This is a genomic window from Pseudomonas putida, from assembly GCF_050989985.1.
Classification (GTDB): Bacteria; Pseudomonadota; Gammaproteobacteria; order Pseudomonadales; family Pseudomonadaceae; genus Aquipseudomonas; species Aquipseudomonas putida_AI.
The window spans coordinates 4,857,060-4,869,402 of record NZ_CP158815.1 but is presented as its reverse complement, the minus strand read 5'-3'; the positions used below and the strand labels follow the sequence as shown (position 1 = coordinate 4,869,402).

11 protein-coding genes are annotated in these 12,343 nt (G+C 56.3%); 3 read left to right on the top strand and 8 right to left on the bottom strand.

What is annotated here, in order from left to right; all coding sequences use genetic code 11:
- From ccoO (ABTV29_RS22310) to ccoN (ABTV29_RS22285), 6 genes are all read right to left on the bottom strand, one after another.
- A complete protein-coding gene (gene ccoO, locus ABTV29_RS22310; protein WP_095197330.1) occupies positions 1–609 on the bottom strand; it encodes a cytochrome-c oxidase, cbb3-type subunit II in 609 nt (202 codons plus the stop codon).
- Positions 609–2,051, bottom strand: coding sequence for a cytochrome-c oxidase, cbb3-type subunit I (ccoN, locus tag ABTV29_RS22305; protein WP_110967184.1), 1,443 nt, complete (start codon positions 2,049–2,051; stop codon positions 609–611). Before ccoN (ABTV29_RS22305) ends, ccoO (ABTV29_RS22310) begins: the two co-directional genes overlap by 1 nt.
- Before the next feature lie 482 nt (positions 2,052–2,533).
- Positions 2,534–3,487 carry a cytochrome-c oxidase, cbb3-type subunit III gene (gene ccoP, locus ABTV29_RS22300; protein ID WP_433766822.1) on the bottom strand — a complete coding sequence of 318 codons (954 nt, stop codon included), beginning with the start codon at positions 3,485–3,487 and terminating at the stop codon, positions 2,534–2,536.
- Entirely contained in the window at positions 3,484–3,681 is a 198-nt protein-coding gene (locus tag ABTV29_RS22295) for a cbb3-type cytochrome oxidase subunit 3 (protein ID WP_433766821.1), read from the bottom strand. The genes ccoP and ABTV29_RS22295 overlap by 4 nt, the downstream gene beginning before the upstream one ends.
- A 3-nt stretch (positions 3,682–3,684) precedes the next feature.
- Positions 3,685–4,293, bottom strand: a complete 609-nt coding sequence (gene ccoO, locus ABTV29_RS22290) for a cytochrome-c oxidase, cbb3-type subunit II (RefSeq protein WP_433766820.1) — start codon at positions 4,291–4,293, stop codon at positions 3,685–3,687.
- A 10-nt stretch (positions 4,294–4,303) separates the two neighbouring features.
- Entirely contained in the window at positions 4,304–5,728 is a 1,425-nt protein-coding gene (ccoN, locus tag ABTV29_RS22285; RefSeq protein WP_433766819.1) for a cytochrome-c oxidase, cbb3-type subunit I, read from the bottom strand.
- Between the two features lie 86 nt (positions 5,729–5,814).
- On the opposite strand from ccoN (ABTV29_RS22285), the gene ABTV29_RS22280 reads away from it, so the two are divergent.
- The 3 genes from ABTV29_RS22280 to ABTV29_RS22270 all read left to right on the top strand — a co-directional run bounded on the left by ABTV29_RS22280 (position 5,815) and on the right by ABTV29_RS22270 (position 9,716).
- Positions 5,815–6,492, top strand: coding sequence for an alpha/beta family hydrolase (locus ABTV29_RS22280; protein WP_433766818.1), 678 nt, complete (start codon positions 5,815–5,817; stop codon positions 6,490–6,492).
- Between the two features lie 480 nt (positions 6,493–6,972).
- Positions 6,973–8,478, top strand: a complete 1,506-nt coding sequence (locus tag ABTV29_RS22275) for a hypothetical protein (protein WP_433766817.1) — start codon at positions 6,973–6,975, stop codon at positions 8,476–8,478.
- A gap of 83 nt (positions 8,479–8,561) precedes the next feature.
- Entirely contained in the window at positions 8,562–9,716 is a 1,155-nt protein-coding gene (locus ABTV29_RS22270) for a hypothetical protein (protein WP_433766816.1), read from the top strand.
- Positions 9,717–9,809: 93 nt separating this feature from the next.
- Here the strand turns inward: ABTV29_RS22270 and ABTV29_RS22265 are convergent, their stop codons facing one another.
- Together ABTV29_RS22265 and ABTV29_RS22260 are read right to left on the bottom strand one after the other, a co-directional pair.
- Positions 9,810–11,375, bottom strand: coding sequence for a methyl-accepting chemotaxis protein (locus ABTV29_RS22265; protein WP_433766815.1), 1,566 nt, complete (start codon positions 11,373–11,375; stop codon positions 9,810–9,812).
- A 105-nt stretch (positions 11,376–11,480) separates the two neighbouring features.
- Complete coding sequence (locus ABTV29_RS22260) at positions 11,481–12,272, bottom strand: CPBP family glutamic-type intramembrane protease (protein ID WP_433766814.1); 792 nt, start codon at positions 12,270–12,272, stop codon at positions 11,481–11,483.
- Between the last annotated feature and the right edge of the window lie 71 nt (positions 12,273–12,343).

Genomic DNA, 12,343 nt, shown 5'->3' with positions numbered 1-12,343 from the left:
TCACCGTTTGCTTTTGATGATGGTGCCCAGGCCTTGCAGATAGGCCACCAGCGCGTCCATTTCGGTTTTGCCCTTCACGGCATCCTTGGCACCGGCGATGTCTTCGTCGGTGTAAGGGACGCCGAGCGCGCGCAAGACTTCCATTTTCTTGGCGGTGTCTTTGCCGTCGAGCTTGTTTTCCACGAGGAACGGGTAGGCCGGCATTTTCGACTCCGGCACCACGTTGCGCGGGTTGTACAGGTGCGCACGCTGCCAGTCATCGGAGTAACGACCACCGACGCGGGCCAGGTCCGGACCGGTACGCTTGGAACCCCACAGGAACGGGTGATCCCAGACGCTTTCACCGGCGACCGAGTAGTGGCCGTAACGTTCGGTTTCAGCACGGAACGGGCGGATCATCTGCGAGTGGCAGCTGACACAGCCGTTGGCGATGTAGATGTCGCGGCCTTCCAGTTCAAGGGCGGAGCGAGGCTTCATGCCTTCGACCGGCTTGTTGGTCACGTCCTGGAAAAACAGCGGAACGATCTGGGTCAGGCCGCCAACGCTGACGGCGATAACCATGAAGAAGGCCAGCAGGCCAATGTTCTTCTCGACTGCTTCATGCTTCATCAGTGAGCTCCAACTACAGCGATCTGTTCGGCGGCTTCAGCTTCTGCCGGGTTCGAGGCACGGACGGTGCGCCATACGTTGTAGGCCATGAGCAGCATGCCGGTGGCGAAGAATGCGCCGCCCAATGCGCGAACGATGAAGCCCGGGTGGCTGGCCTGCAGCGCTTCGACGAACGAGTAGGTGAGGGTGCCGTCATCGTTGATTGCACGCCACATCAGGCCCTGGGTGATGCCGTTTACCCACATCGAGGCGATGTACAGAACGGTACCGATGGTCGCGAGCCAGAAGTGCGCGTTGATCAGGCCGACGCTGTGCATCTGCGCGCGACCGAACAGTTTTGGAATCATGTGGTAGACCGCACCGATGGAAATCATCGCAACCCAGCCCAGGGCGCCGGCGTGTACGTGGCCGATGGTCCAGTCGGTGTAGTGCGACAGCGAGTTCACGGTCTTGATCGCCATCATCGGACCTTCGAAGGTCGACATGCCGTAGAAGGCCAGGGAGACGACCAGGAAACGCAGGATCGGGTCGGTGCGCAGCTTATGCCAGGCACCCGACAGGGTCATCATGCCGTTGATCATGCCGCCCCAGCTTGGTGCCAGCAGGATGATCGACATGGCCATGCCCAGGGACTGGGCCCAGTCCGGCAGTGCGGTGTAGTGCAGGTGGTGAGGACCGGCCCAGATGTAGAGGGTGATCAGCGCCCAGAAGTGCACGATCGACAGGCGATAGGAGTAGATCGGACGCTCGGCCTGTTTCGGCACGAAGTAGTACATCATCCCCAGGAAGCCCGTGGTCAGGAAGAAACCTACGGCGTTGTGGCCGTACCACCACTGGATCATCGCGTCGGTCGCGCCCGAGTAGGCGGAGTAGGACTTGAACAGGCTGACCGGCAGCGACATGTGGTTGACGATGTGCAGCATCGCAGTCACAACGATGAAGGCACCGTAGAACCAGTTGCCCACATAGATGTGCTTGGTCTTGCGCTTGGTGATGGTGCCGAAGAACACCAGACCGTAGGTGACCCAGACGATGGCCAGCAGAATAGCCAGGGGCCATTCCAGCTCAGCGTATTCCTTGGTGGTGGTGTAACCCAGCGGCAAGGTAACGATGGCGCCGACGATCACCGCTTGCCAACCCCAGAAGGTGAAGGCCGCGAGGCTGTCGGAAATCAGTCGCGTTTGGCAGGTTCGCTGCACGACGTAGTAGGAAGTGGCAAACAGTGCACAACCACCGAAGGCGAAAATCACCAGGTTTGTGTGCAACGGGCGCAGGCGTCCAAAGCTCGTCCAGGGCAGACCGAAGTTCAATTCCGGCCAGACCAGTTGAGAGGCGATGAAGACACCGAGCCCCATGCCAAGGATCCCCCAGACCACCGTCATGATGGCGAACTGGCGGACTACCTTATAGTTATAAGCAGTCGGACTGATTGCTGTGCTCATTCTAAGGTTCCACGGTTTGGGTGTTTTATTAGGATTAAAAATCGGCCGCAAGTATGTAGAAAGCGTAGGGTCATTGCAACGCGCCATGACCTGGGTCAATGCTTTCAAATGCTGATTCTGCGGCCTTTCCATGCGCCGCGTAGGGACAAAATTGCCCGTGGACAAAACGTCCCGAAAGACTGATCAGGTGAGGGGGTCAGGTCGGATGTAACGAGGTGTGTTCAATTGCAACGATCAGGTGACCGAAGGCAATTGTCGCGACAGCCGGTATCTACCAGCCTTTGCGGCCTGTCATCGGGCAGATTCGTCGAACACATCGTTCCGGGTCGACCTGGAACCGGCACCGGCCAGTCCGCTTCGGGGAAAGCGTAGACCCGAATCCGAGGATTCGAAAGGCGGACTATTTGAGGGTGCGACAATGAGTCGCAAAGAAGAAGGGAACTGCCGCATTCGGGAGAATGCGGCAGTAGAGCGGTCAGCGATTACTGGCTTTTACCTTCGGCCTGCAATCGTTCGGTATTCAATCCGTGGGACAGGCTGTACACATACGCGGCCAGCAGTTGCACTTTATCGTTACCCAGCAACTCGCTCTGCGCCGGCATGTGACCCTGGCGACCATGGCGAATGGTCTGTTGCAGCTGCGCCAGGCTCGAACCGTAGATGAACGCGCCCGGGTGCGTCAGGTTCGGCGCGCCCATGGCTTCGGTGCCCTGGCCGTTTGCCCCGTGACAGGCTGTGCAGGTGGTGCTGAACACTTGCTGCCCCGCTTGCAGGTCGGCGGTGTCATCCGCCGGCAGCGGCAGGCCAGCCAGCCCGTGACGCACATAGGCCGCGACGTTTTTCACGCCGGCCTCGCCCAGGATTTCACCCCAGGCCGGCATCGCCGCCATGCGTCCGCCCATGATGGTGGTCTTGATGGTTTGCGCGTCGCCGCCCCAGCGCCAGTCTTTATCGGTCAGGTTGGGGAAACCGAACGCACCCTTGGCATCCGAGCCATGGCAGACCGAGCAATTGGAGGCAAACAGGCGGCCACCCATTTTCAGCGCTTGCGGGTCCTGAGCCACTTCTTCCAGTGGCATGGCGGCGAATTTGGCGAAGATCGGCCCGAACTTCGCGTCGGCCTTGGCCATCTCCTTTTCCCACTCATGCGCACCGGTCCAGCCATTTTCGTAGCCGGGCAGGATGCCTTTCCAGTTGCCCAGGCCCGGATAGAGGATCAGGTAGCCGACGGCGAATACCAGGGTGCCGGCGAACAGCATGAACCACCATTGCGGCAGCGGGTTGTCGTATTCCTCGATGCCGTCGAAGCTGTGGCCCATGGTCTGGTCGACGCTGCCCTTGGTTTCGCCCCGGCGGGTGCCGATCAGTAGCCAGGTCAGGCCGATCAGGCTGCCGATGGTCAGTACGCAGATCCACGTACTCCAGAAGGTGGTCATGGCCGGGTACTCCTTGTGACGGTTTCTTGGGTCGTGTCGGGTTGTGGTTCGTCGGCGAACGGCAACAGGCGTGCCTCGGCGAATTCCGGGCTGCGCTTGGCGTTGAACACCCACAGGGTCAGGCCGACGAAGGCGACGAACACTACTACCGTGCCCAGGCCGCGAATCATTCCAGTGCTAAGTTCAAAGACCATGGCTCACCTCTTGCTCTTGATGGCAGTGCCGAGCACTTGCAGGTAGGCGACCAGTGCGTCCATCTCGGTCTTGCCTTTGACGGACTCTTTTGCACCGGCGATGTCGTCGTCGGTGTAAGGCACGCCGAGGGTACGCATGGCGCGCAGCTTGGTTTCGGTGTGGCTGCTGTCGAGCGGGTTAGCCACCAGCCACGGGTAGGCTGGCATCTTCGATTCCGGCACCACGTTGCGCGGGTTGTACAAGTGCGCGCGGTGCCAGTCATCGGAGTAACGCGCGCCGACCCGGGCCAGGTCCGGACCGGTACGTTTGGAACCCCACAGGAACGGGTGATCCCAGACGCTTTCACCGGCGACCGAGTAGTGGCCATAGCGCTCGGTCTCGGCGCGGAACGGACGGATCATCTGCGAGTGGCAGCCGACGCAGCCTTCGCGGATGTAGATGTCGCGACCTTCGAGTTGCAGCGCGGTGTAGGGCTTCATGCCGTCTACCGGTTTATTGGTCACGTCCTGAAAGAACAGCGGGACGATCTGGGTCAGGCCGCCGATGCTCACGGCGAGCACCATCAGAATCAAGAGCAGGCCGACGTTTTTCTCGATTGTTTCGTGTTTCATGGCGGACTCCTCAAGCCATCTGCGCGGCAGCGGCGACGTCGGCAGGCTGCGAGGCCCGCACGGTGCGCCAGGTGTTGTAGGCCATCAGCAGCATGCCGCTGAGGAAGACTGCGCCGCCGATCAGTCGCACGATGAAGCCCGGGTGGCTGGCCACCAGGGTTTCGACGAAGGAGTAGGTCAGCGTGCCGTCCTCGTTCACCGCACGCCACATCAGGCCCTGGGCGATGCCGTTGACCCACATCGAGGCGATGTACAGAACGGTGCCGATGGTGGCGAGCCAGAAGTGCGCGTTGATCAGGCCGATGCTGTGCATCTGCTCACGGCCGAAGACTTTCGGAATCATGTGGTACAGCGCGCCGATGGAAATCATCGCTACCCAACCGAGCGCGCCGGCGTGTACGTGGCCGATGGTCCAGTCGGTGTAGTGGGAGAGGGCGTTCACGGTCTTGATCGCCATCATCGGACCTTCGAAGGTCGACATGCCGTAGAAGGCCAGGGATACGACCAAAAAGCGCAGGATCGGGTCACTGCGCAACTTATGCCAGGCGCCCGACAGGGTCATCATGCCGTTGATCATCCCGCCCCAGCTCGGCGCCAGCAGGATGAGCGACATCACCATGCCCAGCGACTGCGCCCAGTCCGGCAGCGCGGTGTAGTGCAGGTGGTGCGGACCGGCCCAGATGTACAGGGTGATCAGCGCCCAGAAGTGCACGATCGACAGGCGATAGGAATACACCGGACGTTCGGCCTGCTTGGGCACGAAGTAATACATCATCCCCAGGAAGCCGGCGGTGAGGAAAAAGCCCACGGCGTTGTGGCCGTACCACCACTGCACCATCGCATCGGTGGCACCGGAATACAGCGAGTAGGACTTGGTGAAACTCACCGGCAGTTCAAGGTTGTTGACGATGTGCAGGATGGCGACGGTGATGATGAACCCGCCGAAGAACCAGTTGCCTACGTAAATGTGCTTGGTCTTGCGCTTCATCACCGTGCCGAAGAACACGATGGCGTAGGCGACCCAGACGATGGTGATCAGGATGTCGATCGGCCATTCCAGCTCGGCGTATTCCTTGGAACTGGTGTAGCCCAGCGGCAGGCTGATGGCCGCCAGCAGAATCACAAGTTGCCAGCCCCAGAAGCAGAACGCGGCGATTTTCGGCGCAAACAGCTGCGTCTGGCAGGTGCGTTGCACCGAGTAGAACGAGCTGGCGAACAAGGCGCAGCCGCCGAAGGCGAAGATCACCGCGTTGGTGTGCAGCGGGCGCAAGCGACCGAAACTGGTCCACGGCAAGTTGAAGTTGAGTTCGGGCCAGACCAACTGGGCGGCGAGAAAAACCCCGAGCCCCATGCCGACGATGCCCCACACCACCGTCATAATGGCGAATTGGCGGACCACCTTATAGTTGTAGGCGGTACTGATAGAAGTGTTCATGGTTCCCCATCCACGGTTCAGCCGAAGCGAGCGCCAATGGCGCGTCCTTCGCCTGGAGTTATAGGCAGACTAAATGCGAGGCAAGCATGGACAAACGGCACAAGGCCGGTATTGACGGGGATCAATGGGCGCAGTGCGTGCAGGATCATGGATGGCTGTGGAATGCGGCCATGGCGCCGGCGTCGGCGACGCTGATCCTCGCCCATGGTGCCGGTGCGCCGATGGACAGCGACTGGATGAACGACATGGCCGCACGCCTCGCGGCGCTTGGCGTCAACGTGCTGCGTTTCGAGTTTCCGTATATGGCGCAACGGCGTGTCGATGGCGGCAAGCGACCACCGAATCCCATGCCGAAATTGCTCGAATGCTGGCGTGAGGTGTATGCCCAGGTGCGACGCCATGTCGCCGGGCCCCTGGCCATCGGTGGCAAGTCCATGGGCGGGCGGGTGGCCAGTCTGCTCGCCGATGAACTGGGTGCGGACGCGCTGGTGTGCCTGGGTTATCCGTTTTATGCGGTGGGCAAGCCGGAGAAACCCCGGGTCGAGCATCTGGCCGGGTTGAAGACGCGGACGTTGATCGTGCAGGGTGAACGGGATGCGTTGGGCAATCGTGAGGCGGTAGAAGGGTATGTTTTATCGCCGAGTATCGAGGTGTCCTGGCTGGTGGCGGGGGATCATGATTTGAAGCCGTTGAAGGCTTCGGGGTTTACGCATGATGCGCATTTGGCGACAGCTGCAAAGAAAGTTGTCGGGTATATTCAGTGAATATCAAATCAAACATGCGTGTGCTGTAGTTTTAGGGGGTGTTGAACTTTGGAATGGCGCATGTCGCGTACTTGTTTTTCAGGGGGCGCAAGAAACGTCGGTAATTTTGCTGTGTGACGGTGCTTGTTATAGATTGAAGTATCTGGTGATATTGGTTTGTTTGTAAGCTGCCGGAAGTTTTAATTGTTAATTGTTAGTCGGCTTTAAATAGTTCTTAGGGTGGCTGGCGACGGAATGTATAGTTCTCTTGCATAAAACATATGTTGTTTTCTGTCAAAAAACGCTCAAATCGCATGAAGGGGCTGAGATTTTTTAAGAGGTGGTGCGATTTAAATCTTGCATTCATTTTAATCGGTGGGTCTAATTTTTGTCTGCTGAGGATGGAGTCGGGCGCTGTGAATTGCATTAAGCAATTTCCCAATTGATTCATGTCTTCAGAATATAGAGGTTTGATTTTCTTGGCTGTGAGAGCTGCTTAATATGAAAGTAGAAGTTAATTCTGTTGCGTCGCGCGGTTCGCTTGCATTAGATGATAAAACGTCAATGCTGTCATCGACGTTGAGCACTGCCAAGAATACAGATTTAAACATTAGTTTTCCTGCGGTGAGTCTGTTAAAGAAAGTCGAGTCGGCGAATATCGGGGTGGTGAGTCTTAAGGCTGGACAGCTACTTGATAAAGACAGTGGCGGTGCTTTGTACACTCGAGATGCACGCTTTGTAGAGTACGAGGGTGATGTGTATCGAGTGAAAAATCCCTTCTATAGCAACTATGTTGCTGCCGAGGAGGTCGTTATGGGGTGCTTGTTCAGAATGACGGGGTTGGACGCTCCGGCGATGTTGTTATGCAATGGTTGTGAGGATTTTTTTTCATTCAGTAAGAAAACAAGAGCAGACTTTAAAGATGATTCTAATTTGTCCGACTTTGCTTGTGTTGCTTCAAGGCTTGAGCCCAGCTATAAGGATCTTGGGGGTTTTTTACTTGATGCGAAAGTGATGGAACAGCTTATAAGAAAATCTGAAGTTCATGCCTCGGCGTCTCATGTGGCTGAAAGGCTTGCTGGGTATCAGGATGTTGTAAAGACCTATCAGGATGCCGATAGTCGATTGAGCGATATTTACAAAAAATACCCTGATAATAGTCATCGAAATTTCGCAAAAGTTTTGGTGGAAGTAAAAAAAGAAAACTTGATAAAGTTTAATGCGCTGGAGGCATTGAATAAATATCTTCCTGAAGATCTGTTTGTCGAGCAGCAAAAGCACTTTTTTGTATCACGATTAATTAATAATTGGGATTATTTGAATTTCTCATTTTGTAATTTTGGATATTTCCTGCCTGACGGAAACGATGACTTGCAGTTCAGGGGGATGACGGTGGATTTCGGCGGTTCAGGCACGTTAGGTTTTGGAGGATACTCGAAGGGTGAGAGCTTTGAGCGAGCGACCAAAGGGGCTCGACCAGAAAACCCTCTTGAATCTACTAGTTTGTTCGAAAGAAAGGACTCGACTTTTTCTAGTGATTTTCCGAAGTCGTTGTCAGGGATAAGCACGATTCCCCGCAGTCGTCCCCTTTTGTCGACTATCAAGGATTTTATAAGGTTGGAAACCGAAGTTTATGAGGCGCGAAATTTCAATTCCTATAACAAGAATCTGGAGCCTGCCCTGGAAGTCGCTTATCGACTGTCTGTATTGCCTGAGGCAGCAATTGAGCGGTACTTGTCCGAAAGTTGGGTTATGGGTTCTGATGAGTTTCCTTACAGGGATAAGGATGTGCAAAACAATGTGGATGTTAAAAAAATTGTAAGTGTGATAAAGGATCGAAAAAACTCATTTATTGAATACTTTTCCGCGGATGTGGTTTCGCGCTGGGAAGAACGGAATCCGTTACAGGCTGCGCGGGTGAGAGGGGAAGTCGAGAAGAGTCTTGAAAGTGTGATTAAGGCTAAGTATTTAGTTGCGCCTCTATCTGTTCAAGGTCTTACAGTCTAGGTTGGCTGTGCAGGAGTTGAGAGTAATAGCAAAAAAACATTCGTTTTAGTAAATTAACTTTCCAGTGTTGAAGTGAAAATATAATGTTGAATGTAAAAATAGAGAGTTCTTCAACGGGCTCTCTGTTGTCCGTTTCAGCGACAGCAGAATCCTCCCCGGATTCACCTGTTGTGAAACATCTCGTTTTTGCTGCGAATTCTCACACTACTTTTGGATGTCGGGAGGCGGAACATGTCATCGGAACATCTGATAAAGAAATCCTTTCGTCCCGACAGGGCGCTGATCCACGTTTTTACCCTAAGTCCCATGATTGTTATGACCTGGCTCCGTTGACAAAACGGCCAATGCCGAATAACAGCCAACAGGTATCGAAAAAGTCCGCGATAAAGTACGACAAAACCCAAGTTGGCCTGTTACGTCTTGAGGGAATGAAGGAGCGAATTTCTCGCTTTGATCAAAACAAAATTCTTCCAGATTTTATTCATGATTTTTTTACACGACCTGATGATCCAAAGTTTCGGGCTTTTCAAAAAAATCCCGAACAGTTTCCTGCGACGACCTTTACTCAAGTAGGCGGAATGATGCTCATGCCTAACGTGAGGCATATCGAAGGTTATCCCGAAGTTTTTCCGGACGCGATGACCCTGACAGAGCGGACTCGCAACAATGCCGGTTATGCCCTGGTTGGCTATTGGATCCCTCCAAACGTCTTTGAGGGACGGGTGCCGTTCTTTAAGCTATTTGGTTCGAATAGTGGAGCCGGTATGGCAGTCGATGTTCGCGAAACGGTAAGTGAATACAATAAACGTACTAAGACGCAGTTTATTGTCAATTTGATTGATGTACAAAAACACCATCAACCGATGCTTGAAGAGTTCAAGAATATGAGCTTGAAGCATTTAGAAGTAGTTTATGGGTTTCACCCGGATAAAGATAACGTACAGATGTTCTTGCATGGTCCGCTTTTTGGTGACGCTACTGCAGGGCTTCATGTTCATGTCCGGGTCAATCAGAGACCAGCAGCAGGGGAGGCCGATACCAACATCCTTAGCTTGGATAAACTGCTGAGCGTCCTGCAAGACGATGCTGTTCCAGACAGTGCTATTCAGGATCATCTCCTTGGACTTTCGGCAAAAACCAAGTCAGGCCTGTTCATATCTTTCAATTCAGTTTCAAACAAAAAACAATACGAGGGTATTCCGGTCACCTACGTTCCCAACCCATGGAAGCGACCCTGAGCGGTTAAATCGGGTTTCTGAAATTAAGGCGCCCGATGTCATGCATCGGGCGCCTTAATTAATTAGAGTAACCTGGTGTTTTGGTCAGACGCATCAGCGGTTAAACCGCTCCACCAACGAATACTGGGTATTGGCGGTCTTGGTCAGCTCTTCACTCAGCAGGGCCGAGTTCTGTGCCTGTTCCGAAGTCAGGTCGGCCAGTTCGGAAATGTTGCTGATGTTGCGGCTGATTTCTTCGGCCACGGCACTTTGCTCTTCGGTCGCCGCCGCGATCTGGGTGGTCATGTCGGTGATGTTGGCCACCGCTTCGCTGATCCCCACCAGCGCCTGGTCCGCTTCCAGCACCCGCGCCACACCTTCCTCGGCCTGACGATGCCCGGCTTCCATGGTTTGCACCGCGGTGCCGGCGGTTTGCTGCAGCTTGGCGATCAGGGCGTGAATCTGCCCGGTGGATTCGCTGGTGCGTTGCGCCAGCTGGCGTACCTCGTCGGCCACCACTGCGAAGCCACGACCCATCTCACCGGCACGGGCCGCTTCGATGGCTGCGTTCAACGCCAGCAGGTTGGTCTGGTCGGCAATGCCTTTGATCACATCGACCACGCCACCGATCTCGTCGCTGTCCCTGGCCAGTTGGGTCACGGTCTGACCGGTTTCCCCGACCACCACCGACAGGCGCTCGATGGCTTCGCGGGTTTCCCCGGCAATGTCACGGCCACGGCCGGTCAGGCGATTGGCCTCCTGGGTCGCATCGGCGGTGCGCTGCACATGGCTGGCGACTTCCTGGGTGGTAGCGGCCATCTGATTGACGGCGGTGGCCACCTGCTCGGTCTCCACGCGCTGGCGTTCCAGGCCGGAGGAGCTGTTATGCGCCAGGGCATCGGACTGCTTCGCCTGCTCGGTCAGGTGCTCGGCGGTGTCCTGAAGGCGGGTCAGGCAGGTTTTCAGGCGGGCTTCCTGGCTGAGGATCGACATCTCCAGACGCGCCTGGGCGCCACGGCTGTCGGTGTACATCTGCGCGATCAGCGGGTCGGACGTGGTCTGTTCGGCCAGGCGCATCAAACGCTTGATGCCGCGTTGCTGCCAGCTCAACCCCATCAGGCCCAGCGGTACCGAAAGACCGGCGGCCAGGGCAAAACCCCAGTGAGAATTGAGCGAAGCACCGATCATGAAACTCAACTGGCTGACCAGAATGAACGGCAACCAGTCTTGCAGGACCGGCAACCATTTATCGGTCGCTGGGATGGCCGGCTTGCCCTGGTTGATGCGCTGGTAGAGCGCTTCGGCGCGGCTGATCTGCTCGGCGGTGGGCTTGACCCGCACCGACTCGTAACCGATCACCTGATTGCCTTCGAAGACCGGTGTCACATAGGCGTTGACCCAGTAGTGATCACCGCTCTTGCAGCGGTTCTTGACAATGCCCATCCATGGCAAGCCTTGTTTGAGTGTGGCCCACATGTGCGCGAATACCGCGGCAGGAACGTCGGGATGACGCACCAGGTTGTGCGGCGCACGGAGCAGTTCTTCACGGGAGTACCCGCTGATCTCGACGAAGGCGTCGTTGCAGTAGGTGATTACGCCCTTGGCATCGGTAGTGGAAATCAACCGTTGCTGAGCCGGGAAGGTCCGTTCGCGTTGTGTAATTGGCTGGTTATTACGCATGGCTTTTTTAATCCGCAAGGCTTTCACGTGCTGTATCGGCCACTGTTGCGGTTTGTTGAGAATTTTTTCCGATAATCAGCGGCGCGTCGCAAAATGACCCTTGCGTCAGCCGGCGAGCATCGGATAGGTGAACAGCCCGAAGTGCAGCAGGTTCAATCCGAAGTGGGTGGCGATCGCAGCTGCCAGTCCTCCAAAGCGATAGGCCAGGCCATAGCCGATACCGGCCAGGCTCGCCAGCAGCACCCATTGCCAGCCGGCACCCGTGTGCGCCAGGCCGAAAAGCAATGACGCCAGCAGCAGGGCGAGTGTTTCGCCATGGCGCAGGCGTTCGAAGCATCGACTCAGACCGCCCTGGATGTAGCCGCGAAACAGTGCCTCTTCCACCAGCGTTACCAGGATCAAGTTGTTGAGCAGCCACAACCAGGCATGCTCCGGCCATTTCGGCGCCCAACCGATAACCCCCAGCAACAACGCGCCGCCCAGTGCCAGCACGGCACTGAGCAACAGCGCCAGGGCGGTGGCATACGCGGTGATGCGCAGTGAACGCTGGCTGACGATCCACGGACAGGCCAGCAACAGCCAGAAACCGATCAGGGGTTTGTCCAGGTTCAGATACATGGAAAACGGCACGGCATCGTCGGTGAAACGCTGCGGGTCAATGACGCGGCCGTTGTAGAAGCCAGGGAGCCAGTGGGTCGCCAGGGCCAGTGCCAGCACGATGAACAGGCCGTGGCCGAGGTAACGGCCGAGGGCGAGTTTTTGTTGGCGAACGGCGAAGCCGGCGATCAGCAGCAATGCGAATGAGATGGCAGCCAAACCGCCGAGGCGGCCGTAGGCCAGGGCCATGCCGTAACCGAGGGAGAGGAGGGCCAGGTGGGTCCATGGCAAGGCGAGCATTGAAAATCCTTGTGTCGATATTTGGGCTGCACCCCAGTCCCCTGTGGGAGCGAGCTTGCTCGCGATAGCGG